The sequence below is a fragment of the Methyloversatilis sp. genome, assembly GCF_030696805.1.
Lineage (GTDB): Bacteria > Pseudomonadota > Gammaproteobacteria > Burkholderiales > Rhodocyclaceae > Methyloversatilis.
The window spans coordinates 39422-60417 of record NZ_JAUYRO010000052.1; the positions used below are offsets into that span (position 1 = coordinate 39422).

Annotated in this window: 25 protein-coding genes; 14 read left to right on the plus strand and 11 right to left on the minus strand. The window is 64.4% G+C overall.

Annotated features, from left to right (window positions below):
- The first annotated feature begins 210 nt into the window (after positions 1-210).
- The 3 genes from nifH to nifK all read left to right on the plus strand — a co-directional run bounded on the left by nifH (position 211) and on the right by nifK (position 4608).
- On the plus strand, positions 211-1089 hold the full coding sequence (gene nifH / locus Q8R75_RS09165; RefSeq protein WP_305615506.1) for a nitrogenase iron protein: 879 nt from the start codon (positions 211-213) through the stop codon (positions 1087-1089).
- 116 nt (positions 1090-1205) lie between these two features.
- Entirely contained in the window at positions 1206-2660 is a 1455-nt protein-coding gene (gene nifD, locus Q8R75_RS09170) for a nitrogenase molybdenum-iron protein alpha chain (RefSeq protein ID WP_305615504.1), read from the plus strand.
- A 388-nt stretch (positions 2661-3048) separates the two neighbouring features.
- A complete protein-coding gene (gene nifK, locus Q8R75_RS09175; protein ID WP_305615502.1) occupies positions 3049-4608 on the plus strand; it encodes a nitrogenase molybdenum-iron protein subunit beta in 1560 nt (519 codons plus the stop codon).
- 326 nt (positions 4609-4934) lie between these two features.
- Here nifK and Q8R75_RS09180 read toward each other — a convergent pair whose 3' ends face one another.
- Positions 4935-5462 (minus strand): transposase, encoded by a 528-nt coding sequence (locus Q8R75_RS09180; RefSeq protein WP_305615500.1) that lies wholly within the window; start codon positions 5460-5462, stop codon positions 4935-4937.
- A 257-nt stretch (positions 5463-5719) separates the two neighbouring features.
- Between Q8R75_RS09180 and Q8R75_RS09185 the strand changes: the two genes are divergently transcribed.
- On the plus strand, positions 5720-6037 hold the full coding sequence (locus tag Q8R75_RS09185) for a Rieske 2Fe-2S domain-containing protein (protein WP_305615498.1): 318 nt from the start codon (positions 5720-5722) through the stop codon (positions 6035-6037).
- A 342-nt stretch (positions 6038-6379) separates the two neighbouring features.
- Here the strand turns inward: Q8R75_RS09185 and Q8R75_RS09190 are convergent, their stop codons facing one another.
- The 3 genes from Q8R75_RS09190 to Q8R75_RS09200 are packed head-to-tail and all read right to left on the minus strand — an operon-like array spanning position 6380 to position 9094.
- Positions 6380-6922, minus strand: coding sequence for a flavodoxin (locus Q8R75_RS09190; protein ID WP_305627054.1), 543 nt, complete (start codon positions 6920-6922; stop codon positions 6380-6382).
- Positions 6923-6948: 26 nt separating this feature from the next.
- Positions 6949-8658: an ATP-binding protein gene (locus Q8R75_RS09195; protein ID WP_305613787.1), complete on the minus strand. Its 1710-nt coding sequence runs from the start codon at positions 8656-8658 to the stop codon at positions 6949-6951.
- A gap of 10 nt (positions 8659-8668) precedes the next feature.
- Positions 8669-9094, minus strand: a complete 426-nt coding sequence (locus Q8R75_RS09200; protein WP_305613786.1) for a response regulator — start codon at positions 9092-9094, stop codon at positions 8669-8671.
- Positions 9095-9212: 118 nt separating this feature from the next.
- Here Q8R75_RS09200 and Q8R75_RS09205 point away from each other — a divergent pair, with 118 nt between their 5' ends.
- The 8 genes from Q8R75_RS09205 to Q8R75_RS09240 all read left to right on the plus strand — a co-directional run bounded on the left by Q8R75_RS09205 (position 9213) and on the right by Q8R75_RS09240 (position 14776).
- Positions 9213-9527: a hypothetical protein gene (locus Q8R75_RS09205; protein ID WP_257080228.1), complete on the plus strand. Its 315-nt coding sequence runs from the start codon at positions 9213-9215 to the stop codon at positions 9525-9527.
- A 200-nt stretch (positions 9528-9727) separates the two neighbouring features.
- Positions 9728-11122, plus strand: a complete 1395-nt coding sequence (gene nifE / locus Q8R75_RS09210) for a nitrogenase iron-molybdenum cofactor biosynthesis protein NifE (RefSeq protein WP_305613785.1) — start codon at positions 9728-9730, stop codon at positions 11120-11122.
- A gap of 10 nt (positions 11123-11132) precedes the next feature.
- Positions 11133-12578: a nitrogenase iron-molybdenum cofactor biosynthesis protein NifN gene (gene nifN, locus Q8R75_RS09215; protein WP_305613784.1), complete on the plus strand. Its 1446-nt coding sequence runs from the start codon at positions 11133-11135 to the stop codon at positions 12576-12578.
- A 38-nt stretch (positions 12579-12616) separates the two neighbouring features.
- Positions 12617-13030, plus strand: coding sequence for a nitrogen fixation protein NifX (gene nifX, locus Q8R75_RS09220; protein WP_305663643.1), 414 nt, complete (start codon positions 12617-12619; stop codon positions 13028-13030).
- On the plus strand, positions 13023-13499 hold the full coding sequence (locus Q8R75_RS09225) for a NifX-associated nitrogen fixation protein (protein WP_305613782.1): 477 nt from the start codon (positions 13023-13025) through the stop codon (positions 13497-13499). The genes nifX and Q8R75_RS09225 overlap by 8 nt, the downstream gene beginning before the upstream one ends.
- 10 nt (positions 13500-13509) lie before the next feature.
- Positions 13510-13707, plus strand: a complete 198-nt coding sequence (locus Q8R75_RS09230) for a CCE_0567 family metalloprotein (protein WP_305613781.1) — start codon at positions 13510-13512, stop codon at positions 13705-13707.
- Between the two features lie 117 nt (positions 13708-13824).
- Positions 13825-14133: a ferredoxin III, nif-specific gene (gene fdxB, locus Q8R75_RS09235; RefSeq protein WP_305613780.1), complete on the plus strand. Its 309-nt coding sequence runs from the start codon at positions 13825-13827 to the stop codon at positions 14131-14133.
- A 31-nt stretch (positions 14134-14164) separates the two neighbouring features.
- The gene (locus tag Q8R75_RS09240) at positions 14165-14776 is read left to right on the plus strand and encodes a nitrogen fixation protein NifQ (RefSeq protein WP_305613779.1); all 612 of its coding nucleotides are present in this window, start codon (positions 14165-14167) and stop codon (positions 14774-14776) included.
- Positions 14777-15145: 369 nt separating this feature from the next.
- Here the strand turns inward: Q8R75_RS09240 and Q8R75_RS09245 are convergent, their stop codons facing one another.
- Positions 15146-15385, minus strand: coding sequence for a zinc ribbon domain-containing protein (locus Q8R75_RS09245; RefSeq protein ID WP_305613778.1), 240 nt, complete (start codon positions 15383-15385; stop codon positions 15146-15148).
- Between the two features lie 357 nt (positions 15386-15742).
- On the opposite strand from Q8R75_RS09245, the gene Q8R75_RS09250 reads away from it, so the two are divergent.
- Together Q8R75_RS09250 and Q8R75_RS09255 are read left to right on the plus strand one after the other, a co-directional pair.
- Entirely contained in the window at positions 15743-16279 is a 537-nt protein-coding gene (locus Q8R75_RS09250; RefSeq protein WP_305613777.1) for a GNAT family N-acetyltransferase, read from the plus strand.
- Positions 16276-16890 carry a DUF938 domain-containing protein gene (locus Q8R75_RS09255; RefSeq protein ID WP_305613776.1) on the plus strand — a complete coding sequence of 205 codons (615 nt, stop codon included), beginning with the start codon at positions 16276-16278 and terminating at the stop codon, positions 16888-16890. Before Q8R75_RS09250 ends, Q8R75_RS09255 begins: the two co-directional genes overlap by 4 nt.
- 176 nt (positions 16891-17066) lie before the next feature.
- Here Q8R75_RS09255 and Q8R75_RS09260 read toward each other — a convergent pair whose 3' ends face one another.
- The 6 genes from Q8R75_RS09260 to nifV form a co-directional block, all read right to left on the minus strand.
- Positions 17067-17555, minus strand: a complete 489-nt coding sequence (locus tag Q8R75_RS09260; RefSeq protein ID WP_305613775.1) for a hypothetical protein — start codon at positions 17553-17555, stop codon at positions 17067-17069.
- Positions 17552-17875 (minus strand): (2Fe-2S) ferredoxin domain-containing protein, encoded by a 324-nt coding sequence (locus tag Q8R75_RS09265; RefSeq protein WP_305613774.1) that lies wholly within the window; start codon positions 17873-17875, stop codon positions 17552-17554. Before Q8R75_RS09265 ends, Q8R75_RS09260 begins: the two co-directional genes overlap by 4 nt.
- A gap of 24 nt (positions 17876-17899) precedes the next feature.
- On the minus strand, positions 17900-18349 hold the full coding sequence (locus Q8R75_RS09270) for a hypothetical protein (RefSeq protein WP_305613773.1): 450 nt from the start codon (positions 18347-18349) through the stop codon (positions 17900-17902).
- Positions 18350-18373: 24 nt separating this feature from the next.
- Positions 18374-18706 (minus strand): nitrogenase stabilizing/protective protein NifW, encoded by a 333-nt coding sequence (nifW, locus tag Q8R75_RS09275; protein ID WP_257080215.1) that lies wholly within the window; start codon positions 18704-18706, stop codon positions 18374-18376.
- Positions 18699-19451, minus strand: coding sequence for a serine O-acetyltransferase (gene cysE / locus Q8R75_RS09280; RefSeq protein ID WP_305626220.1), 753 nt, complete (start codon positions 19449-19451; stop codon positions 18699-18701). The genes nifW and cysE overlap by 8 nt, the downstream gene beginning before the upstream one ends.
- 71 nt (positions 19452-19522) lie before the next feature.
- On the minus strand, positions 19523-20662 hold the full coding sequence (gene nifV / locus Q8R75_RS09285; protein WP_305613633.1) for a homocitrate synthase: 1140 nt from the start codon (positions 20660-20662) through the stop codon (positions 19523-19525).
- Positions 20663-20996 lie beyond the last annotated feature (334 nt).

The window sequence follows — 20996 nt, forward strand, 5'->3', positions numbered from 1 at the left end:
ACGAAATGGCGTGTGCGATGGCTTTGGTCGATATTGAAAGCGAGTGGCACGGCAGTTGCTGAAGTGACCCTGCACCGACCATGACTCGCCGCAGTGGCAACCACGAAGACCAATAAAGGCACGAGGGGCTGCATCCGGTGGCACGGTAAGCGCCAAAGACCACACGGTCGGCGGCATCCAACTGTTCATCGACTCAGGAGTGACATCGAAATGGCAAAACTTCGGCAAATCGCCTTCTACGGCAAGGGTGGCATCGGCAAATCGACCACTTCGCAAAACACACTGGCCGCGCTGTCGGATCTGGGCCAGAAAATCCTCATCGTCGGCTGCGACCCCAAGGCCGACTCGACCCGCCTGATCCTGCACGCCAAGGCACAGGACACCATCCTGTCGCTGGCCGCTGAAGCCGGTTCGGTGGAAGACCTCGAGCTCGAGGACGTCATGAAGATCGGCTACAAGGACATTCGCTGCGTCGAGTCCGGTGGCCCGGAACCCGGCGTCGGATGCGCCGGCCGTGGTGTCATCACCTCGATCAACTTCCTCGAGGAAAACGGTGCCTATGACGGCGTCGACTACGTCAGCTACGACGTGCTGGGCGACGTGGTGTGCGGCGGCTTTGCCATGCCGATCCGCGAAAACAAGGCGCAGGAAATCTACATCGTGATGTCGGGCGAAATGATGGCCATGTACGCGGCCAACAACATTTCGAAGGGCATTCTGAAATACGCCAATTCGGGTGGCGTGCGCCTCGGCGGCCTGGTGTGCAACGAGCGCCAGACCGACAAGGAACTGGAACTGGCCGAATCGCTGGCCAAGATGCTCGGCTCGCGTCTGATCCACTTCGTGCCGCGCGACAACATCGTGCAGCACGCCGAACTGCGTCGCATGACGGTGCTCGAGTACGCACCGGAGTCGAAGCAGGCGGGCGAGTACCGCACGCTGGCGGAGAAGATCCACGCCAACGCCGGCAACGGCACGATCCCGACGCCGATCACGATGGACCAGCTCGAAGACCTGCTGATGGAGCACGGCATCATGAAGCAGATCGACGAGTCGCAGGTCGGCAAGAAGGCCGCAGAAGTCGCCTGAGAAACCGAGAGTCGAGGGTCGGGAGCCGCGGGTCGCAAAGCCCGCAGGCTCCCGGCCTCCGCCGGCGACCCCACGGTTCTCCTCCCTCCGCTCTCGATACGTACAGGAGTTATCAAATGAGCATGACGATTGACGAAAAGAAGGCCCAGAACGCAGCTCTCATCGAAGAGGTGCTGAAGGCCTACCCGGAAAAGACTGCCAAGAAGCGGGCCAAGCACCTCAATGTTCACGAGGAAGGCAAGCCTGACTGCGGCGTCAAGTCGAACATCAAGTCGCTGCCCGGCGTGATGACGATACGTGGCTGCGCCTACGCAGGTTCCAAGGGCGTGGTGTGGGGTCCGATCAAGGACATGATCCACATTTCGCACGGCCCGGTCGGCTGTGGCCAGTATTCATGGGCTGCGCGACGCAATTACTACATCGGCGTGACCGGTGTGGACACCTTCGTGACGATGCAATTCACCTCCGACTTCCAGGAGAAGGACATCGTTTTCGGCGGCGACAAGAAGCTGGAAGTCATCATGGATGAGATCCAGGACCTGTTCCCGCTGAACAAGGGCATCACCGTGCAGTCCGAGTGCCCGATCGGTCTGATCGGCGACGACATCGAGGCGGTGTCGAAGAAGAAGTCGAAGCAGTACGACGGTCACACCATTGTGCCGGTTCGCTGCGAAGGCTTCCGCGGCGTGTCGCAATCGCTCGGTCACCACATCGCCAATGACGCGATCCGCGACTGGGTGTTCGACAAGACCGAAGACAAGCGCCCCGACTTCGTGTCGACGCCGTACGACGTGGCCATCATCGGCGACTACAACATCGGCGGCGATGCCTGGTCGAGTCGCATCCTGCTCGAAGAGATGGGTCTGCGCGTGATCGCCCAGTGGTCGGGCGACGGCACCATCGCCGAGCTGGAAAACACTCCGAAGGCCAAGCTCAACGTGCTGCACTGCTACCGCTCGATGAACTACATCAGCCGGCACATGGAAGAGAAGTACGGGGTGCCCTGGGTCGAGTACAACTTCTTCGGCCCGACCAAGATCGAAGAGTCGCTGCGCGAAATCGCTGCGCACTTCGACGACACGATCAAGGCCAACGCCGAGAAAGTGATCGCCAAGTACAAGCCGCTGATGCAGGCCGTCATCGACAAGTACCGTCCGCGTCTCGAAGGCAAGAAGGTGATGCTGTTCGTCGGCGGCCTGCGCCCGCGTCACGTCATCGGCGCCTACGAAGATCTGGGCATGGAAGTGGTCGGAACCGGCTATGAATTCGGCCACAACGACGACTACCAGCGCACCACGCACTACGTGAAGGACGGCACGCTGATCTATGACGACGTCACCGGTCACGAGTTCGAGAAGTTCGTCGAGAAGGTGAAGCCTGACCTGGTGGGTTCCGGCATCAAGGAAAAGTACGTATTCCAGAAGATGGGCGTGCCTTTCCGCCAGATGCACAGCTGGGACTACTCGGGTCCGTATCACGGCTACGACGGTTTCGCGATCTTCGCCCGCGACATGGACATGGCGATCAGCTCGCCCATCTGGGGCCTGTCGAAGACGCCCTGGAAGAAGTAAGCATCTGCAGTGAAACGGGGTCTGCTGACAATTGATTCGTCCGCCGCGTTGCCGTTGAGCCGATCGCGAACAAGGCGCGCGACGCAGCCGAGACTGGCCGTCTCGGCAAGAAGCGCAACGCAGGGCGCGGGCGGCTCAACGACAACCCGAAGGGCACAGGCCGGGCGGCGTCCATGGCGGCGTTGCACCTCCTGACCTGACGGCCAGTCAGGCTGCGTCGGCGCGCCTTGCCATGGACGCCGCCCGGCCTGTGCGCGACGGACGAATCAATTGTCAGCAGACCCCAGGGTGGGCCGAGGGCACCGAAACCCACCACGAACGACCCGCGTGTCGACGGGCCAGGTGGCTTGATGCTGCCGGCCCACCCTACATCAAGGAGCTATCAACCATGCCTCAATCAGCCGACAAAATTCTCGACCACGAACTGCTCTTCCGCGAGCCCGAGTACCAGAAGATGCTCGCGGACAAGAAGTCCGAATTCGAGTTCAACCATGCCGACAACAAGATCCAGGAAATCGTCGAATGGACGAAGACCGAGGATTACAAACAGAAGAACTTCGCCCGCGAAGCGCTCACCGTCAATCCGGCCAAGGCCTGCCAGCCGCTGGGCGCGGTCTACGTCGCCAACGGCTTCGCCAAGACCCTGTCGTTCGTGCACGGCTCGCAGGGCTGTGTTGCCTACTACCGTTCGCACTTCTCGCGCCACTTTAAGGAACCGACTTCGTGCGTGTCCTCGTCGATGACCGAAGACGCGGCCGTGTTCGGCGGTCTGAACAACATGATCGACGGCCTGGCCAACACGCTCAACCTGTACAAGCCGGAAATGATCGCGGTGTCGACCACCTGCATGGCGGAAGTCATCGGTGACGACCTGAACGCCTTCATCAAGACCTCGAAGGAAAAAGGCAGCGTGCCGGCCGACTTCGACGTGCCGTTCGCCCACACCCCGGCCTTCGTCGGCAGCCACATCACCGGCTACGACAATGCGCTGCTCGGCATCGTGCGCCACTTCTGGGACGGCAAGGCAGACACCGCACCGAAGCTCGAGCGCGTACCCGACGAGTCGATCAACTTCATTTTCGGCTTCGACGGGTTCGTCGTCGGCAACATGAAGGAAATGAAGCGCATCCTCGGTTTGTTCGGCATCGACTACAACATCATCTGCGATCCGTCGGAAGTGTGGAACACGCCGACCGACGGCGAGTTCCGCATGTATGAAGGCGGCACGACCAAAGCCACCGTCGAGCGCGCGCTCAACGCCAAGGCCACCATCATCTTCCAGGAATTCTGCTGCGAGAAGACCGCAAAGTTCATCGCCGACCACGGTCAGGAAGTGGTCAAGCTGAACAGCCCGATCGGCGTCGCCGGCACCGACAAGTTCCTGATGGAACTGTCGCGCATCACGGGCAAGCCGATCCCGGCCGAACTCGAGCTGGAGCGCGGCCAGCTGGTCGACGCGATGGCCGACAGCCAGGCTCACCTGCACGGCAAGCGCTACGCCATGTACGGCGACCCGGACATGATGCTCGGCCTGACCGAATTCCTGCTGGAACTCGGTGCTGAGCCGGCACACATCCTGGCCACCAACGGCGAGAAGGAGTGGGCGAAGAGGGTGCAGGAGGTACTGGACGCGTCGCCCTACGGTGCCGGCTGCAAGGTGTACCCGAAGCGAGACCTTTGGCACATGCGTTCGCTGCTCTTCACCGAGCCGGTGGACTTCCTGATCGGCAACACCTACGGCAAGTACCTCGAGCGCGACACCGGAACACCACTGATCCGCATGGTGTTCCCGATCTTCGATCGCCACCACTACCACCGCTACCCGATCTGGGGTTACGAAGGCGGCCTGCGCGTGCTGGTCATGCTGCTGGACGAGTTCTTCGAGTCCATCGACGTGAACACGATCGTCGCCGGCAAGACCGACTACTCGTACGACATCATCCGCTGAGTACCGGCACCGGGGGCAACCCCGGTCCGCTCAGAGCAGTCCGGACGGGCTGCCCGGGAAACCGGGCAGCCCGTTTTTCCATCACGACGAAGCCACGGCGGGTGTTGGGCATCGCTGCGCTCACCCCAACCTACGGACCACGCGGTTTCGGGTGAGCCAGAGCCGATGCCCGGCCACCCCGCATTCCGCGATCCACCGTAGGTTGGGGTGAGCCGAAGGCGATGCCCAACACCCACCCGCCACCTCGCATCCCACCCGACACACCCCGTAGGTCGGGTGAGCAAAAGGCGATTCCCGACACCAAATCTGATCCGGCGGCACCCACCTCATTCCCCGAACCGGCCTTCGACCGGCGAACCCTCGCCGCCCCAGTCAGCAGGCAGGATACCCCGCTCGACATAGCGGTGAAACGACGAATGCGGCCAGTCGGCGACGCGGGAGACCAGCCCGTGTTTCACCGGGTTGAAGTGGATGTAGTCGACGTGGCGCGCGTAATCGTCGTCGTCGCGAACCAGGTGTTCCCAGTAGCGTCGCTGCCACACGCCGCGCTCACCCTTGCGGGCGCGGCTGGCGTCTATCGTTTCGTCGCGCGGCAGGGCGCGCGAGAAGGCCGCCTTGACCAGCATCCAGCGTGTCGCGTAGTCGGCATCGCCGGTCGGGAGCGTCCACAACATGTGCAGATGATCCGGCAGGACAACAGCCGCATCGATGTGGAAGGGGTGGTGCAACGCCGTGACGCGAACGGCCTTGCGCAGCGCCCCTATGTGGCGAAGCAGCAGACCGGATGACCGGTCGGCCAACGCCAGCGTAAAGAAGAAGGTCGCGCCGGGGGCGGACGAACGACGGTAGCGCATCGGGCAATGATAAATGCATCGACTGCGTTTGGCATACTGGATGTATGGGCATCGCGGAATAACGTTCGTGTTGGGCATCGCTGCGCTCACCCCAACCTACGGCGCATCCCGTAGGTTGGGGTGAGCGCAGCGATGCCCAACACCGCAACGTCGCTCGGCGCAACACCCGACCACACGCCGATCCGGTATCGATTTTGCTCGTGCATGGTATCCGGCCCGCCGGGTCGGAAAACCTACAGTGTTCCCGGGAGAACGACATGGCTTTTCAGCCGTTGTGCAAAAGCAACCTGCTCTATGAGGGCGAACTCGTGCCGTGCATCGTGGGCAAGACGGAAGTCGTGGTGATGTGGCCGGAGGGCGGCCGGCCGCGCGCTTTCGACGCCGCCTGTCCGCATGACGACGTGTCGCTTGCGCGCGGCGTGTTCAGCGGCCACACCCTGACTTGCATCGCCCACGGCTGGGTGTTCGACGGTCACACCGGCGAGGGCGTGGCGCCCGAAGGTTGCGCGATGCAGGAGTACCCGATACGCCTGGTCGATGGCGTGGTCGAGATTGATCTTGACGACGAAGATTGAGGTGGTCGGGGGGGTTGAGGGCGGGTGTTGGGCATCGCTGCGCTCACCCCAACCTACGGGCGGGTGAACGCGCGGGGTGCGGATGACGTGTTGTTGGGCATCGCTGCGCTCACCCCAACCTACGAACCACGCGGTTTCGGGTGAGCCGGAGACGACACGCAACACCCGCCAGCCCCCCCGTAGGCGATGCCCGACACCACCCAGCGCCGCCCGATGCAACCCGCCCCATCCCCGTAGGTTGGGGTGAGCGCAGCGATGCCCAACACCCCGCGTCGGCCAAAGCACCCGACCCGCCGCGCAGGTCGGGCTGAACGCAAAGATGCCCTGTCCGCGCGGCCTCGATCAGAGCGGCAAACCGAAGTCCTGGGCAATCAGCTTGAGCCAGGCGTCGACGCGCTCGGCGGTCAGGTCGGGCTGGATGTCCTGGTCGATGGCCAAACCGACGAACTTGCCGTCGATGATCGATTGCGACACGTCGAACTTGTAGCCGTCGGTCGGCCACGCGCCGACGATCTTCGCGCCGGCGCCCTTGAAGAAGTCGTACAGCAGGATCAGGCCGTCGACGAATTCGTGCGCGTAGGTATCCTGGTCGCCGAGTCCGTACAGCGCCACCGTCTTGCCGGCGAAGCTGGTGCCCTTGAGCTTGTCGAGCGCCTCGGCCCAGCTTTCGTCGTCGCACTCGGCTTCCAGCCCGGGCAGCAGCCCGTCGCCCAGGGTCGGCGTGCCGAGGATCAGGAAATCGTAGGCGGCGAGGTCGGCCGGCGTTGCCTTGTTGATGTTGACCGGTTCGGCCATCGTGTCGTCGTCGAAGCGCTTCTTGATCTGCTTGGCGATCTTGCGTGTGCTGCCGCTGTTGGTGCCGAAGAAAAGTCCGATGCGTGCCATGGTGGTTTCCATTCAGATGAGGTGGGTCAGGAAGCGGTTCCGGTTTCGTGCGCCTGGTCCATGCCGCGAAAGATCGCGCAGCGCTTGAACACGTCGAGCGTGGGCAGGCAGGCCTTGTGCTGGCAGTACTTGGCGGCCAGCTTCGCCAGTCCCTTGATGTCGCGTCCGGTGGCGGCGGGGAACAGAACGGTGAGTTGTTCGATCAGCGCGTCGTCGATGTCGAGCGCGAACTGTGCCGCCATGACCTGCCAGATGCGCGCGCGCGCCGCATGGTCGGGCGGCGCGTACTTGATTAGCGCAATGCAGCGCGACACGATGGCTTCGTCGATGTCGTCGACGCGGTTGGTGGTCAGGAACAGCAGGCCGTTGAAGTACTCGAGCACGCGCAGGAAGACGCCGACCACGGCGTTCATCGTGATGTTGTCGTCGCGCCGCTTGATGTAGACGTCGGCCTCGTCGATCAGCATCACCGCGCCCCAGCGCTGGGCGCGCGTGAGCACGTCCTTCAGCGCGGTTTCCATCTGCGCCACGTTCAGGCCGAGCTGGCCGGAATGCACGCGGTACAGCGGACGGCGGATGATTTCCGAATACACCTCGGCGGTCAGCGTCTTGCCGACGCCGGCCGGTCCGGCGCACAGCACGGTGGTGCCGCCCGACTTGCCGGCGATGATGTCGTCCATCAGTACGTCCATCTCGGCGGTCAGGATGTCGATCAGGTCGGTCTGTTCCGGCGGCAGCACCAGCTTCTGCTTCAGCGCAGGCTGGTAGGCCCAGGGCGTGATGTCGTCGACGTGCACCCACAGGTAGTGGTGCAGGTCGAGGTGGAACATCAGGATGTAGGGATGCACCGGCAACTGCGAGAACAGGCCTTCGGGCATCGCATCGCGCGAGGCGCCGACCTCTTCTTCGGCGTCGTAGCGGTTGCTCTTCGCAGCCTTGCGCAGGTACGGGCCGAGGATGTCGCCCGGCGCGTCGAGCAGCAGCGTGCGCGCCGGCAGGATGCCTTCGTCGTTGACCAGACGCGCCGCGCCGCCGCTGGCCGACAGCACGACCACGTCCTTGCGCGTCCAGTCGGTGTCGCGGTGGCTGGCAGCCGGATCTTCGGCGTGGAAGCCGGTGCCGATGCCGGAGAACTGTTCGCCGTAGCGGCCACGCCAGTCGAAGTAGCGGCCGATGGTGTCGTCGTACGCGGCGATCAGTTCCGGCGTCTCCTTGAGGAAGCCCTTGGCGGCCAGTATTTCGCCGACCGTGCGGTCGACCACGTCGGCACCGTAGATGCGGATGACGGCGGTTGCCAGCGTGGCCTTCACGTTGGCCTTCAGCTCGATGAACACCTTGCCGGTTTCGTCGTTGCCGGCCGGCGTGTAGTCGAGCCGGCTGACCACCCAGGGCAGCGGTCGCGTCATCTGGTTGGCGGTGAACAGCCAGCCGCGGATGGCGTCGGTCGCCAGGTGGCGCGCCAGTGCCGGCACCAGCGATTCGAGGTCGCCGGCAGCAAAGCGGCGACCGTCGCCCTCGAGCGCGCGCTGCAGCGTCGCCAGATGCGCAGCGCGCAACTGCATGGCCGGCCCCGCCTCACTGTAGAGCTTGCCGAGAAAGCGCAGCGCATCGACCGACAGCCGCGACACCGGCACTTCGACCCGGTTGCCGAAGCGCAGCTGTTCGCGCAGCGTCGCCAGATCCGGGAAGGCGTCGATCATGCTCTCGACGTGCGGCGCATCGATCAGGACTTTCATCGCCGGGCGCTCAGCGCAGCACGACCGGAATTTCGAGTGGCGTGCGACGGCCCAGCTGGGTGTCGACCTTGCGCCGCACGGTTTCCACCTTGAGCGGACGCAGCAAGGTGCTCTCGGCGCCCAGCGCCAGCGCCGCCTTGACCTCTTCGTCGTCGGCATCGCTGCACACCACGAGCATCTTCACGCCGTCCAGCCCTTGCTTCAGGCGCGTCACCACGCCAACGCCTTCGCTCGCCAGCACGCCGGCACCGAGCAGCAGCAGGTCGGGCGGCGCGCTGCGGCCCTTGGCCAGCGCCTCGGCGCTGTCGGCCAGCACATGGGTTTCCATTTCGTCGGCCAGCATGAACTGCAGCGCCATGCTGACGACGTCGTCGTTGTCGACCACGAATACGCGCTTGTTCTCCACCGCGCGCTGGCTGTCTACGCCGATCTGCATGCTGGTTGCCTCCGTGTCGATGGGTGTCTGCCGACACATGAGCAAGCTTCGTTCCCGTCGCGGCACGTCTCCTGCTTCGACACCCCTGTGTGCAATCCATCCTGACGGGAGAAGCGAAATGACGATCCATGTGAAGACGACGGAAGACGGCCGCAAGGTCGAAGTGATCGACGATGCCGTGTGCCTTGACGGCAGGCCGGAGGCCACGAAGCTGGTGCCGCTGATCGAGCACCCGAACCGCCAGGCCATCCTGCGCGCGGTGCCGCAGGCCACGCACATGGCCGGGCGCATTGCGCTGACGCTGCCCGAATCGGCCATCGCGCAGGACGCCCTCAATGCGGCGAGCCGCGATTTCGACGCCAGCCCGGGCGGCATCGCACGGCGACTGCAGGCGGCCATCTATCAGAAGGCAAAAATGGACGGTATCGAGTGAGCCGCCGGCGCGACACCTGCCAAACCCGACAAAGCCTTGTCGCAAACCGCTCACGGTTTGTCGGGCCGGAAGGCGTCGTGCCGCTACTGCGCTGATTCGATGGCCGCTTTGTGCGCTGCAGCGGCTTGGCATCATTCCTGCTGAAGTGGCTGCAGGGCCGTCGCCAGCGACGGATGCCATGACCGAATGGGAGGTGTGCAATGGATGCCCGTGTATCCGCCAAGATCCAGGACGTGTTCGAAGAACCCGCCTGCGAGCACAACCAGAACAAGTCGGCCAAGGAAAAGAAGAAGGGCTGCACCAAGCAGCTGTCGCCCGGCGCGGCCGCTGGCGGCTGTGCCTTCGACGGCGCCAAGGTCGCGCTGCAGCCCATCGTCGATGTCGCCCATCTGGTGCACGGACCGATCGCCTGTGAGGGCAATTCGTGGGACAACCGCAATTCCTCGTCCAGTACCTCGCAGCTCTACCGCACCGGCTTCACCACCGACATCAATGAACTGGACGTGATCTACGGCGGCGAGAAGCGGCTGTTCAGGTCGGTGAAGGAAATCATCGAGAAGTACGACCCGCCGGCGGTGTTCGTCTATCAGACCTGCGTCACCGCGCTGATCGGCGACGACATCGAGGCGGTGTGCAAGCGGGCAACCGAAAAGTTCGGCAAGCCGGTGATTCCGGTGAATGCACCCGGCTTCGTCGGACCGAAGAACCTCGGCAACAAGCTCGGCGCCGAAGCGCTGCTCGACTACGTGATCGGTACCGAAGAGCCCGACTTCGTCACGCCGTACGACATCAACATCATCGGCGAATACAACCTGGCCGGGGAATTGTGGCAGATCAAGCCGCTGCTCGATGCGCTCGGCGTGCGCATCCTGTCGTGCATATCGGGTGACGGCCGCTACCGCGAGGTCGCGTACAGCCACCGCGCCAAGGCGGCGATGATGGTGTGCTCGAAGTCGATGATCAACATCGCGCGCAAGATGGAAGAGCGCTACGACATTCCGTTCTTCGAAGGCTCGTTCTACGGCATCGGCGACATGTCGGAAACGCTGCGCGAGATCGCGCGACTGCTGGTCGAAAAGGGCGCGCCGGAAGAACTGAAGGCGCGCACCGAAGCGCTGATCGCGGTCGAGGAAAGGCGCGCCTTCGAACGCATCGCGGCGTATCGCCCGCGGCTCGAAGGCAAGAAGGTGCTGCTGATCACCGGCGGCGTGAAGAGCTGGTCGGTGGTCGCCGCGCTGCAGGAAGCCGGGCTGGAAATCGTCGGCACCAGCGTCAAGAAGTCGACCAAGGAAGACAAGGAAAAGATCAAGGAGCTCATGGGCCAGGACGCCCACATGATCGACGACATGACGCCGCGCGAAATGTACGCGATGCTCAAGGACGCCAAGGCCGACATCATGCTGTCCGGCGGCCGCAGCCAGTTCATCGCGCTCAAGGCCAAGATGCCCTGGCTGGACATCAACCAGGAACGCCACCACGCCTACGCCGGTTACGAAGGCATGGTCGATCTGGTGCGCGAAATCGACAAGGCGCTGTACAACCCGATCTGGGAACAGGTGCGCCGGCCGGCGCCCTGGGACGTGGTCGCCGCCTGAGGATCGCGCCATGGCTACCGTCATCGATTCGAAGAAGGCCTGTACGGTCAATCCGCTGAAGATGAGCCAGCCGCTCGGGGCGTGCTACGCCTTCATGGGCCTGGACAACTGCATGCCCATGATGCACGGCTCGCAGGGCTGTACCTCGTTCGGACTGGTGCTGCTGGTGCGCCACTTCAAGGAGGCGATCCCGATGCAGACCACGGCGATGAACGAGGTGAGCACCATCCTCGGCGGCCTGGACAACATCGAACAGGCCGTCCTCAACATCAAGAAGCGCGCCAATCCGTCGCTGATCGCCATCGCCTCGACCGGACTCACCGAAACCAAGGGTGACGACGTCGACGGCTACCTGAACCTGATCCGCAAGAAGCACGGCGAAACGCTGGTTGGCACCGACATCGTCTACGTGTCGACGCCGGATTACGTCGGCGCCTTCGAGGACGGCTGGGGCAAGGCCGTGCTGGCCGTGGTCGATGCCTTCGCCCAGCCGTGCGAAGTGCGCGACGACCACCTGGTGAACCTGCTGCCGGGCGCCCACCTGACGCCGGCCGACATCGACGAACTGCGCGAAATGATCGAGGCCTTCGGCCTGCAGGCGCGCGTGCTGCCCGACATATCGGGCTCGATGGATGGCCACATTCCGGACAACTTCACGCCGACCACGCTCGGTGGCACCACGCCCGACGCGCTGCGCCAGTTGGGCGCGGCCAAGGCCACGCTGGCCATCGGCGCGCGCATGGACGCCGCCGCCGCGGCGATCGAAGAACGTTGCGGCGTGCCCTTCCGCGTGTTCGACCGGCTGACCGGGCTGGCCGCGGTCGACGACTTCCTGCAATACCTGTCGGAGCTGTCGGGCCGGCCGGTGCCGCACAAATACCGGCGCCAGCGCAGCCAGCTGCAGGACGTGATGCTCGACGCCCACTTCTGGGTCGGCAGCAAGAACATGGCCTTCGCCGCCGAACCCGACCTGCTCTACGCGCTGACGACCACCGCCGCCGAAATGGGGGCGCACGTGGTGGCCGCGGTCACCACGACGCACTCGCGCGTGCTCGAAGGCGTGCCCTGCGTCGAAGTGCTGGTGGGCGACCTCGAAGACCTCGAAATCCGCGCCAAGGCGGGCGGCGCGCAACTGCTGATCACCCATTCGCACGGTCGCCAGGCGGCCGAACGGCTCGGCGTGCCGCTGCACCGTGTCGGCATTCCGATGTTCGACCGCCTGGGCGCCGCCCACATGCTGATGGTGGGCTACCGCGGCACACGCGAACTGATCAACGGCTGGGCCAACATCTTCCTCGCCGACGAACACCAGAACACGCCGCAGGACTGGCCGCTGCCGGAAGAGAGCCGGCGCGCGGCCAGCGGCGCACACGCCACATCGTGCAGTACCGGTGGATGTGGCGGCAGCAGTGCCACCCCGGCAGACGATGTCGTACCCGATGCGGTCGGCGCCTGACACCGATCATCGACCGAAACCTTGAGGAGCAGATGATGATGAAGATCGCCTTCGCCACCCAGGACAAGCAGTGCGTCGACGCGCACTTCGGCTGGGCCAAACACCTCGCGGTGTACGAGATCGACCGCGACGGCTACCACTTTCTCGAAAGTTTCGACTTCGGCGGCAAGCTCGACGAGGACGGCGACGAGGACAAGCTCGCGCCCAAGCTGGAAGCGATCAAGGACGTCGCCATCGTCTATGTCGCCGCCATCGGCGGCTCGGCGGCGGCGCGCGTGGTGGCCAGCAAGATCCACCCGATCAAGGTGAACCAGCCGGAACCCATCATGGACATTCTGGACAAGTTGCAGGAAGTGCTGCGCGGTACGCCGCCGCCGTGGCTGCGCAAGGCACTGGACAAGGACGCGCGGCGCGATTTCGATTTTGAAGACGAGGCTGAACAAAATGGCTGAAACCCTGGACATCACCGCCGAAGACAGTGCGGCACTGGCAACCCCCTTCCTGAGCGAGCTGATCAAGCAGTTCCGCGCGCAGGACATGCACGGCGCGTGGGAAGGCAAGAGCGATGCGCAACTGCTCGAACCCTACATCCTGAGCGCCGAGGCGCGCCGCGCGCTGCCGCTGATGGGCGATCCGGACCCGGAAACGCTGTGGCGCATCGAGCTGTTCTTCAACGCCGTGGGGCTCACCATCGAACGCGAAACCAAGGTCATGGTGACGCCGATGATGAAAATGTCGCACGAGGGCTTCGGCCGCATGGTGCTGATCGCCGGTCGCCTGATCGCGGTGAACAAGCAGTTGCGCGACGCGCATCGATTCGGCTTCCCCAGCTACGCCAAGCTGGCCGAGGCGGGGCAGAAGTTCGTCGAAGAGGGCGTCGGCATGGTGACCAAGTACAACGAAGTCGCCAACTGGGGTTGAGGAGCGCGCCATGGCAGACATCGACACCTTGAAGGCTGAAGTGAAGAAGCTCAACGCGCGGGCGACCCAGGCCAAGATGGATCTGCACGATCTGTCGGAAGACCTGCCGACCAACTGGGAAAAGATCCTCGACGTGGCGCAGACGGCTTATGACGCGCACCAGTCGCTGATGGCTGCGCGCAAGGATCTGGCCGCCGCGACGGCCTGAGCACGAACTGTCCTGTCCGTCGCGACGGCCCCGGCCATCGCGACACCACCCGGGGCCTGTCCGCATGCGTGACCGACATCGCGCTGCCGGACAACCCTCCTGATCGAAGGAAGCATCATGGCCACCTTTTCCGTCACGCTGCCCAGCGGCGAAATCTGGACCCCCAAATTCGTCAGCAAGCTGAACCAGGACAACTGCATCGGCTGTGCGCGCTGCGTCAAGGTGTGCGCCAACAACGTGCTGGCGCTGGCCGGCATGACCGAGGACGGTGACCTGATCGTGGTCGATCCCGAGAACGACGATGACGACGACGAGTACGAAAGAAAGGTCATGACGATCGGGACGCAGGCCAACTGCATCGGCTGTCAGGCCTGTTCGAAGGTGTGCCCGAAGAAGTGCTACACGCACGAGCCGGCCGAAGTCTAGATACGGCGGCCGACGCATCCCGGAGACCGACATGGACACTCGCACCGAATCGCTCGAAGACCGTGCCTTATCCGGAAAGCGACCCGGCGCCGTCAGCTTCCGCAGTCTGCTGATGCGCCTCGCACGCAATCCGGAAAGCCGGCTGGCGCACGCACTGGCCGGCGTGATCGGCCAGCGCTGGCGACTGCATGGCCTGCACCGTCTGCCGCTGTATGGCCTCGACACTGCGACCACACGACGACTGCTGGCGCAGCACTTTCCCGGAGCGGAATGGCTGCCGGACCTGTGGCTCGACACGCCGGAAGACTTCGTCGAAGCCATCGAAATCGACGACGTGGTGACGCTGCTGGCGGATCACCGCACGCAGGCCGACGAAGACAATCTGTGGCTCGCCCACGCGGTCGCCACCGCCTGTGTCGGCGCCGATCACCTGTGGCAGGACATGGACCTGCCGGACCGCAGCATGCTGTCCGCACTCATGCATGACCTTTTCACCTCGCTGGCGGTGCGCAACACGCAGGACATGAAGTGGAAGAAATTCCTCTACCTGCAGCTGTGCGAACGCGCCGATATCCGCGTCTGCAAGTCGCCCAGCTGCGGCGCGTGCAGTGACTACGTCGCCTGCTTCGGCCCGGAAGAGTAAGCACGGACGACGTCGGTCACCGGTTCCGGCTCGCCTGGACCTGCGGGTTCGCTACGGCGCTTGTTGGGCATCGCCTTCGGCTCACCCCAACCTACGGGGTCGTGACGCGGGGCGGGTGTCCGGATCGGCTTCGGATCGTCCCCGATCTTTGGGTTCGTGACTTTTGTCTGTTGGGCATCGCCTTCGGCTCACCCCAACCTACGGGGTCGTGACGCGGGGCGGGTGTCCGGGGATCGGCTTCGGATCGTCCCCGATCTTTGGGTTCGTGACTTGTGTCTGTTGGGCATCGCCTTCGGCTCACCCCAACCTACGGGGTCGTCATGCCTTTGTAGGTTGGGGTAAGCGCAGCGATGCCCAACAGGCCGCCCGTCACTTGCGCCGCGTTCTGGCCTGGTCGCTCGCGGAGTAGTTGCTGAAGTGTCCTTCCCGCGCCGCGGCGGCGCGGCCGGCAGAAATGATGTCTTTGCTGCGGCCGGGGGCTTGCGGTGCCGACAGCAGCTTGTCCACCTGATCACTGCCACACCCCGGACAGGTGATCGGCGTGTCGCCGCGAACCAGCCGTTCGAAGTTGATTTCGCATTTGCGGCAGTGAAAGTCATGAAGCGGCATCGCGGTGATCTCCCTGGTGAATCTGCCTGACGTATCTTCCTGCTGACAAGCAAGAACAGGTCCTGGACTCGCTTACCCGGGATTTTGTCTTTGCGCACGGCTGTTGCGCGGACACCTGTCGAATGCGGCTGCGGTCCGTCGTGCTTCTGCATCGTGCGCCGACCGCGATGCGCCGCTCAGTGAAGTGCGACTGGCCCGGAACATGCACGACGACAGGCAGCGCTCCATCGCACGCACTGCAGAAACAAACATGACACCGCTCGCCGACAATCCCGACAGGCATCAGGGACGAGACCCGATGCACATCGCCTCGCACCGGCACGGTGCTGGTCCTGGCACAGTGGGGCGGGCTGACGCGTGACTGAATGGGCGCCGACATTGCACACGACCCGCTGCCTGCTGCGCAAGCCGCTGCCGTATGACGCCCCGGCGCTGTTCGCGCGCGTCAGCGGTGACGCGCGGGTGACGCGCTATCTCGGATGGGCTGCGCACGCCGAACCAGCACAGACGCAGCGGCAGATTTCGCACGACCTCGCGCGCTGGCAGCGCAACGCAGCACGCACCTGGGTGCTGGTCACCGGCGACGGTGAAGCAGGCGGCTTGCTGCAACTGCTCGGCCAGGGACATTCGATGCGCCTCGGCTTCGCGCTGGCACGCGATCTGTGGGGCCGTGGCCTCGCGTCCGAAGCGCTGGCGGCCATCCTCGATGAAGCGTTCAGCCACCGATCGCTGTACCGGGTCGAGGCCGTGAGCGACATCGACAATCCGCGCTCGGCGCGTACGCTCGAACGCGTCGGCATGCAGACCGAGGGCCTGCTGCGCCGCTACATCCTGCATCCCAATGTCTCGCCGGAGCCGCGTGACGTGCTGCTTCATGCCAAAGTGCGACCATGAACAGCCCGTCACCCGACAAACCCTATGCGCCTTCCTGCGATCGCAACGGTGAAGTCATCCTGGAGCGCCTGCGCATCCACTTCGCCGATCGCCGGACCGTGCTCGAAATCGGCAGCGGCACTGGCCAGCACGCGGCGCGCTTCGCGGCAGCGCTGCCGCATCTGCGCTGGCAGTGCACCGATCGCGAAGACATGCTGCCGGGCATCCACATGTGGCTCGATGACGCGGCGCTGCCGAACACGCCACCACCGCTGCCCCTGGACGTCAGCCGGTTCTGGCCGGATGCCTGGCATGACGCGGTGTTCAGCGCCAATACGCTGCACATCATGGCGTGGAGCGAAGTGGTCGCACTGTTCGCCGCGCTGCCGGCCGTGCTGTCGCCGGGCGGCCTGCTGCTGATTTACGGTCCCTTCAACTACGCAGGCCGCTTCACCAGCGACAGCAACGCCGAGTTCGACCGCTCGCTCAAGGCCGGCGCACCCCACCGGGGCATCCGCGATTTCGAGGCGGTCGATGCGCTGGCTCGCAAAGCTGGCTTGCAGTTGATCGAAGATCACGCAATGCCGGCCAATAACCGGTGTGTCGTGTGGCGACAGGTACGGGGCACGTAGCGGCGTGCAACCGGGTTGCAGCGGAAGCGTGCGGCGACGGGCGGTCGTTGGGCATCGCTGCGCTCACCCCAACCTACGGGGCTGCGCGATTGATCCGTGACCGTAGGTTGGGGTGAGCGCAGCGATGCCCAACACTAGATCGTCGACTCCCTTTGAGACGACAAACCTGGCCGGGATCAATCGCCGGGCGCGCTACCGTCGAGCAGCGACGTGAGGACTTCACCGCCCAGCCCTTGCGTGGGGTCGAGGCGGGTGATGTGTCCGACCAGTGCGCGCGCTTCGTCGCTGCGCCCGGAACGCAGGCAGATGAAGGCCAGCGCCTTCAGGCTGAACAGCCAGAAGCGTGCCGGACCGGTTGACGAAAAATCGCCGTCACCGGGTTGCACCCGCGTCCAGTCAACATTCAGCTTCGCCTGCCGGCCGGCAACGTCGATGCCCTTGCAGGCGGCCTTTTCGGCCAGCTCGAACTGGCGTCGCCCGGCGTGGAACTTGTACAGCAGGTAATACACGGGCAGACATTCCGGCGCGCTGGCCTGCGCTGTCCATAACAGCGCCTCGACCCGTAGCGGCGGCGCACCGACCGCTTCATCAAGCAGGCGGCGCACCGCAGGCGGCACGCTGCCACCGAAGAATTCGTCCGCGCTTTCGCCGGTGAACAGATTCACCAGACCGCCTCGCCGGCAAGCAGGCGTTCCACCGGCGCTTCGCCAAGCAGATGCTGGGTGAAAATCTCAGCGACATCGGCCTTGGTCACGTTCGAGTACAGGACGCCTTCCGGATAGACGACGACGTTGGTGCCCTGATCGCACGGACCGAGGCAACCCGAGTAGGTCACGGCGATCCTGTCGAAGCAGTTGCGTGCCTGCAGTTCGGCCCAGAAAGTCTGCAGCACTTCGGCGCCGCCCTTCTGTGCGCAGGAACCACGCGGGTGTCCGTTGGGGCGTTGTTGACTGCATACGAATACGTGTTTGAGCGGCTTGGGCATGATGCGTCTTTCAGGTTGGAAGGGTCAGGCGGTCATGCGGGAGATCCAGTTCTCGATCTCCGTGAGGTGCGCCGCGTCGTCGTGGGCGAAGGCGCGCGCCATCTTGCGCAGCCCCGGTTCGGGGGCGAGCACGGCCATCGTGGCGTAGTAGCTGTGGCTGCGCCGCTTCAGGTCGAGCGCGCGTTCGAGCGAGCGATACAGGTCGAGCGCTTCGTCGCTGATGACCTTGACGGCGCTGCGCGGCTTTTCCATTTCGATCGGCCGGATGCGCGGCAACAGCGCGGTCACCGGTAGCGAGCCGCCGAGCGCCTCACCTGCTTCCATGCGGGCCAGCGAAGCGAGGTTCTGGAAGAAGACTTCGAGTTCGAGATCGCCGGCATTCAGCGCATGCTGCGCAGCCACTTCGTAGTGGCCGGCCGCTTCGCTTTCAAGCGCGCCGACGCGGGCGAGAAATGTATCGCTGGTATCCATCATGACGATCGCACTCCTTGCGCACGTTCAGACGACCGACGGCAGCGTCGAGCGCAGGCTTTCGAGCGAGACGCGCTGCTGGCCGTCCGCCTCCTGGAATACCTTGAACACTTTTTCCTGCGCCGGCGTGGACTTGACGAAGTCTTCATAGGCGCGCAGCAGCAGGCCGCGATAACGCGCATACACAACAGCGGGCTCGCCCTCGGCCACGCCCTGCTCGCCGCGCAGGTACTGGTAGAAGCGCTTCAGGATGTGCAGCCGGTTCACATTGACGACCGACTGGTCGAAGGGCAGTGCAAAGAATTCCAGGAAATCTTCGGCCGACGAAAGTGTGGCCAGACGCTGGGTCAGTTCATCCATGACGATTCACTCCTTGTGGGATGTCGGCGGCGTGCAGGCTGCCGTCGAAGGCGGGTTGAGAACAGGTGTCGTCGCAGTCGCGACAGGCGCCCTGCATGGCGGGCAGGTCGCCTTTCAGGCGGCCGATCTCGCATTCGAGATCGGCTATGCGTTCGAGCAGACAGGCAAGTGCCTTGCCGACCGGATCGGGCATCTGGTGGTGGTCGAGGTCGATGCCGCCGTCGGTGATGCGGCGCTGGCTTTTCGGCAGCACCATCCGGCCGGGAATGCCGACCACGGTCATGCCGGGCGACACGTCTTCGATCACCACTGAATTGGCGGCCACGCGCGCGCAGTCGCCGACGGTGATGGCACCGAGTATCTTGGCGCCGGCTCCGACCACGACGCCGGAACCCAGCGTCGGGTGGCGCTTGCCGGCGCTCCAGGTGGTGCCGCCCAGCGTGACGCCGTGATACAGCGTCACGTCGTCGCCGATTTCTGCCGTCTCGCCGATCACCACGCAGGCACCGTGATCGATGAAGAAGCGCCGGCCGATGCACGCTGCCGGATGGATGTCCACATTGGTCAGGAAGCGCGTGACGAAGGACAGCAGGCGCGGCAGATAGCGCAGGCCGCGCAGCCACAGCGCGTGGGAGAGGCGATGCAGCACCAGCGCCTGGATGCCGGGGTAGATGGTCAGCAGTTCGAGCGTGCTGCGCGCCGCCGGGTCGCGTTTGAACACGCATGCCACGTCTTCGCGCAGCATGGCGAACAGCCCAAGCGTTGCGGGCGGCGGGGAGGGATCGATGCAGGGATCCAAGGTGGCGTTGTCCGTATTCATGAAGTCTCCCGCTGCGTGCGCATGACCTCGAGGTAGAAATCGGCGAGCTGGGTGGCGTCCGGTTCGCGCTTGTTGCGCGTGGCGTAGGCGCGGATGCGCTCGATGATCTGTGCGACTTCCGGCACCGACGGGTACATGCCGAGCTGCGCGTACGCGGCGAGTACCGCGTGCGAGCCCGAATGCTTGCCCAGCACCATGCGGTGCGAACGGCCCAGTTCGGCCGGGTCGAAGCTCTGGTAGTTGAGCGGGTTCTTGATCAGGCCATCGACATGGATGCCTGACTCGTGGGTGAACACGTGGGAACCGACGATGCTCTTGTTGGCGGCGATGCGCCGGCCCGATGCCCGCTCGACCAGGTGCGATATCTGCACCAGCGACTGCGTCGTGATGCCGGCATCGGCCCCGTGGATGTGGCGCATCGCCATCACCACCTCTTCCAGCGGCGCATTGCCGGCGCGCTCGCCCAGACCGTTCACCGTCGTGTTGGCATGCGTTGCCCCGGCGCGGAAGGCGGCCAGCGTGTTGGCGGTGGCCAGCCCGAGATCATTATGGGCATGCATTTCGATTTCGATGTCGACCGCGCGACGCAGGCGCGACACCATCATCCAGGTGCCGAACGGGTCGAGCATGCCCAGTGTGTCGGCGAAACGCACACGGCGCGCGCCGGCCCGCTGCGCTTCTTCGGCTACGCGGCACAGGAAGTCGATGTCGGCACGCGATGCGTCTTCCATGCCGACGCTGACGTCGACGCCGGCATCGAGCGCACGTCCGACGTGCGGCACGATCTGCGCCAGCACCCATTTACGGCTGCGCCGCAGCTTGGATTCGAGTTGCAGGTCGGACACCGGCAGTGACATGTGCACGATGTCCACCGGACAGCGCAGCGCGGCATCGAGATCGGCATCGACCATGCGCGCCCACACCATCAGCTGCGACGACAGATGCTGCGAGGCGATGTCCTGGATGACTTCGATCTCCGCTTCACCCATCGTCGGAATGCCGATTTCCATTTCCGGCACGCCGGCCAGTGCCAGCGCGCGGGCGATGGTGCACTTCTCGTCTGCAGTGAACGCAACGCCAGCGGTCTGCTCGCCGTCGCGCAGCGTAGTGTCATTGATGATGAAGTCGGCTGCCATGTCGCGATTCCTCCCGACAGTCATTCAGCAAGCGCTATGCCATCACCCGAATTGATCGCAACAGAATGATATTAATGAGTTTTTTGATTTCCAAACTGCACCCCGGTCGGCAGTGAAGCAAAGCGGCGTGGCGCGCCTGTCGGCTTTGTGTCGTTTGCAACAGGGGAAGAACAGGAGGGCGTGACGAGAGGCCCGGATGACATCCAGTCGTGGCGCGCGCCACGACAGGATGTCATCCCAAGCTAGAAGCGCCGGACTTCGATGTCGTACGTCTTCAGTGCATATCCCATCTGGCGCGGCGGGGTGTTGAGCAGTCGGGCCGCCGTGGCCGGCA

Excerpts from the sequence above, each read along its gene's own strand:
- Q8R75_RS09245 (WP_305613778.1), bottom strand. The coding sequence starts at position 15,385 with ATGCCGCTTCATGACTTTCACTGCCGCAAATGCGAAATCAACTTCGAA.
- Q8R75_RS09265 (WP_305613774.1), bottom strand. The coding sequence starts at position 17,875 with ATGCCCAAGCCGCTCAAACACGTATTCGTATGCAGTCAACAACGCCCC.
- nifV (WP_305613633.1), bottom strand. The coding sequence starts at position 20,662 with ATGGCAGCCGACTTCATCATCAATGACACTACGCTGCGCGACGGCGAG.
- Q8R75_RS09270 (WP_305613773.1), bottom strand. The coding sequence starts at position 18,349 with ATGATGGATACCAGCGATACATTTCTCGCCCGCGTCGGCGCGCTTGAA.
- Q8R75_RS09190 (WP_305627054.1), bottom strand. The coding sequence starts at position 6,922 with ATGGCACGCATCGGACTTTTCTTCGGCACCAACAGCGGCAGCACACGC.
- Q8R75_RS09185 (WP_305615498.1), top strand. The coding sequence starts at position 5,720 with ATGGCTTTTCAGCCGTTGTGCAAAAGCAACCTGCTCTATGAGGGCGAA.
- Q8R75_RS09200 (WP_305613786.1), bottom strand. The coding sequence starts at position 9,094 with ATGCAGATCGGCGTAGACAGCCAGCGCGCGGTGGAGAACAAGCGCGTA.
- Q8R75_RS09205 (WP_257080228.1), top strand. The coding sequence starts at position 9,213 with ATGACGATCCATGTGAAGACGACGGAAGACGGCCGCAAGGTCGAAGTG.
- nifN (WP_305613784.1), top strand. The coding sequence starts at position 11,133 with ATGGCTACCGTCATCGATTCGAAGAAGGCCTGTACGGTCAATCCGCTG.
- nifK (WP_305615502.1), top strand. The coding sequence starts at position 3,049 with ATGCCTCAATCAGCCGACAAAATTCTCGACCACGAACTGCTCTTCCGC.
- nifH (WP_305615506.1), top strand. The coding sequence starts at position 211 with ATGGCAAAACTTCGGCAAATCGCCTTCTACGGCAAGGGTGGCATCGGC.
- Q8R75_RS09225 (WP_305613782.1), top strand. The coding sequence starts at position 13,023 with ATGGCTGAAACCCTGGACATCACCGCCGAAGACAGTGCGGCACTGGCA.
- cysE (WP_305626220.1), bottom strand. The coding sequence starts at position 19,451 with ATGCTGCGCGAAGACGTGGCATGCGTGTTCAAACGCGACCCGGCGGCG.
- Q8R75_RS09195 (WP_305613787.1), bottom strand. The coding sequence starts at position 8,658 with ATGAAAGTCCTGATCGATGCGCCGCACGTCGAGAGCATGATCGACGCC.
- nifW (WP_257080215.1), bottom strand. The coding sequence starts at position 18,706 with ATGGATGAACTGACCCAGCGTCTGGCCACACTTTCGTCGGCCGAAGAT.
- nifD (WP_305615504.1), top strand. The coding sequence starts at position 1,206 with ATGAGCATGACGATTGACGAAAAGAAGGCCCAGAACGCAGCTCTCATC.
- Q8R75_RS09255 (WP_305613776.1), top strand. The coding sequence starts at position 16,276 with ATGAACAGCCCGTCACCCGACAAACCCTATGCGCCTTCCTGCGATCGC.
- fdxB (WP_305613780.1), top strand. The coding sequence starts at position 13,825 with ATGGCCACCTTTTCCGTCACGCTGCCCAGCGGCGAAATCTGGACCCCC.
- Q8R75_RS09240 (WP_305613779.1), top strand. The coding sequence starts at position 14,165 with ATGGACACTCGCACCGAATCGCTCGAAGACCGTGCCTTATCCGGAAAG.
- nifE (WP_305613785.1), top strand. The coding sequence starts at position 9,728 with ATGGATGCCCGTGTATCCGCCAAGATCCAGGACGTGTTCGAAGAACCC.
- Q8R75_RS09180 (WP_305615500.1), bottom strand. The coding sequence starts at position 5,462 with ATGCGCTACCGTCGTTCGTCCGCCCCCGGCGCGACCTTCTTCTTTACG.
- Q8R75_RS09230 (WP_305613781.1), top strand. The coding sequence starts at position 13,510 with ATGGCAGACATCGACACCTTGAAGGCTGAAGTGAAGAAGCTCAACGCG.
- nifX (WP_305663643.1), top strand. The coding sequence starts at position 12,617 with ATGAAGATCGCCTTCGCCACCCAGGACAAGCAGTGCGTCGACGCGCAC.